This window comes from Novosphingobium chloroacetimidivorans, from assembly GCF_014204535.1.
Classification (GTDB): Bacteria; Pseudomonadota; Alphaproteobacteria; order Sphingomonadales; family Sphingomonadaceae; genus Novosphingobium; species Novosphingobium chloroacetimidivorans.
This window is the reverse complement of record NZ_JACHLR010000068.1, coordinates 1-2,626: the sequence shown is the minus strand read 5'-3', so window position 1 is coordinate 2,626 and position 2,626 is coordinate 1. Positions and strand designations below refer to the sequence as shown.

The window sequence follows — 2,626 nt, the reverse complement described above, 5'->3', positions numbered from 1 at the left end:
CCCATCGCTGCCTCCTTCGTGAGGCTGCCTATGAATCACACGATCGGCTCAATGGGAATCCCCCTCCGATTCCGCCCATCATGAAAATGCTCTAGATCGTGATTCTATGTTGCATAGAACTCGAGCGCTACCGTGATAGGAATGAGAGCAGGCGCATGAGCGACAAATAAGTTCGGGATCGATCGGCAACAGGCCTTGAAAGATGCAAAAAGATGAAAAAGATTATCGCACCGTCAATGTCCAGCGATGCCGTGGATCGTCTCAGCATACTTTTGAGCTTGTATCGCTGCTGGCATCTTTAGTCCGATTGGTTGCGAAGCTCTGATCGAGAATATGTCTCTGGCGATGCAGCACGCCACTTGCGAGCCGTCGTCTTCTTGAAACAATGTAGGCGCGGCTTAACGTCAGTAAATTTGAAGCCGTCGAGGCGAAGGTCGACCAGTTCAGTAAGGCATTTCGACCTCACCCCAAAAGACTGGCACCGTCGGATTGAGCCACAGAGAGCCGCCAGTGTCCTCATCCGTCTCATTGGTCGTCCACTCAAGCCGCTCATCGATCCAACGTGCCAAGTGGAGCGAGAAGGGGAAATCGGCGTCGACCTTTTTACCATCACCGCCGAAACTCGTACCAATTAGGTTGGGCACGGCAAGTAGCACTTGATCGCCGTTGAAAGGCAACATCGAGCCACGTTCCGGTAGCTGCTGCCAGTCGATTGCCACACCACTTCTCCTTCGCTCACCAGCCAGGATGCCCGAGTGAGTCATGGCCGCGAACCGTGACCCAGATTTGCATGCGGTCAGGCCGGCGTACGCTCCCCTGCGACGCCAGCCCGCTTGTGTCGAGGCGGAGGTGGGCGGCTATCACCGGCCTGTGATGATGAGCACCGCGAGATCATCGGGCAAAGTAGCTGACCCATCGTGGGGTTGCGGCTGCCTCATGGTGATCTAGAGCGCTTTTATGATATGAGTAGCCCCTAGATTTCTGGACGCCTTCGATCCTGGTTTTGAGGACAGGAGGCGTTGATGGGGAAGCCGGGTTTCAGTGATGAGTTCAAGCGCGATGCGGTGGCGCAGATCACCAAGCGAGGTTATCCGGTAGGAGAGGTTTCGCAGCGGCTCGGGGTTAGCCCGCACTCACTGTATGCGTGGAAGCGGCAGCTGGCGAAGGTCGGATCTGGTGATGCCGGCAAGGATGCCGAGATCCGCCAGCTGGCTGGAGTGACGGAGGAGCGCGACATCCTAAAAAAAGCCACCGAGTATTTCGCTCGAGTTGCAAAGTGAGATACGCGTTCATCGACGCGCATCGCGATCGCTTTGGTGTGCGGGCAATGTGCCGCTGCTCCGCCGTGCAGCCCAGCGGTTTCAATGCTTGGCAGAAGAGCCCGCTTAGCCAAAGGGCTCGGGAAGATGCCCAGCAGACCGATCTGATCCGCAAAGCTTGGAACGACAGCGGCAAGGTCTACGGCTACCGCAAGCTGCACGACGACCTTCTGGATCACGGCGAGACCTGCTTCAACCGCGTAACCGGTGGAGCCGCCAGGGCATCTGGACCCGCGTTCTGGCGGCGCTGACGGAGGAAGGCTGGATCGCCGAGACCGGTCAGATCGACAGCAGCTACATCAAGGGCCACCGCAGCGCCGGTGGAGCGAAGGGGGGGGCGCGAGCCAATGCCATTGGGATCTCGCGTGGCGGCCGGACAACGAAGATCCACGCCCTTGTCGATGTTCTGGGAAAGCCACTCCGCCTCGTCCTGACGCCTGGCAACACCTCGGATGTGAAAGGGGCCGATATTCTGATCGGCGAGACCACCGGCATGAAGCGGGTGATCTCCGACCGCGGTTACGACGCCAACCGTATCAGGGCCGCCTTGCGCGAACAGGGCACGATCCCAATCATCCCAGGGCGGCGCAACCGCAAGCGCCCAATCCAGTACGACGAACGCCGCTACAAAGGTCGATGGCGGGTCGAGGCCATGTTCTGCCGCCTCAAGAACTTCCGCCGCATCGCTGCACGCTACGATAAGCTCGCCAGGAACTTCCTCTCAGCCGTAAGCCTCGCAGCTGCCGTGGCCTTCTGGCTCTGAACGAGACTAGGGTGTGGACTCATTACGCGGCGCACCAGATGCGGGCACAGATGAGTTTGACGGCGGCGAGGTAGTTTTCAGGGGACTTGTCGTAGCGGGTGGCGATGCCCCGGAAATGCTTGATGCGATTGAAGAAGCGCTCGACCAGGTTGCGTTGGCGGTAGAGCCAGCCCGAGAACGGGAAGCGGAGCTTGCGATTGGAACGTGACGGGATGTTGGCTCAGACATTCTTGCGGGCAGCAGCTTCGCGGATGGCGTTGCTGTCGTAGCCCTTGTCAGCCAGCAGGGTCGCGCCCTCGGGCGTGGCATCGAGCAAGGCCTCGGCTTCCTGGCTGTCGTGGACCTGCCCGCCGGTCAGGCGCGGCGCGACGGGGCGACCGTCAGCGTCAACGAGCGCATGGATCTTGCTTGTGAGGCTACCTCGGGAACGTCCCATGCCACGATCTCCGGATCCCCCTTTATGGATGGCTCGCCCCTTAGCGAAGCGTTGTTGCCTTACGGCAGCAGGTCGTTTGAGGAAGGAGCGAGGGTCATGGACATATCA

General features: G+C 59.6%; 1 protein-coding gene and 3 pseudogenes. 2 read left to right on the top strand and 2 right to left on the bottom strand.

The window, feature by feature from the left end:
• Positions 1-443 precede the first annotated feature (443 nt).
• Positions 444-719: a hypothetical protein gene (locus HNO88_RS21790; RefSeq protein WP_184250909.1), complete on the bottom strand. Its 276-nt coding sequence runs from the start codon at positions 717-719 to the stop codon at positions 444-446.
• A gap of 303 nt (positions 720-1,022) precedes the next feature.
• Between HNO88_RS21790 and HNO88_RS21785 the strand changes: the two are divergent.
• A pseudogene (locus tag HNO88_RS21785) lies at positions 1,023-1,522 on the top strand (transposase); the annotation flags it as partial.
• Positions 1,522-2,082 (top strand): annotated as a pseudogene (locus HNO88_RS21780) (IS5 family transposase); the annotation flags it as partial. The pseudogenes HNO88_RS21785 and HNO88_RS21780, both read left to right, overlap by 1 nt.
• Before the next feature lie 22 nt (positions 2,083-2,104).
• Here the strand turns inward: HNO88_RS21780 and HNO88_RS21775 are convergent.
• A pseudogene (locus HNO88_RS21775) lies at positions 2,105-2,542 on the bottom strand (IS5 family transposase); the annotation flags it as partial.
• Between the last annotated feature and the right edge of the window lie 84 nt (positions 2,543-2,626).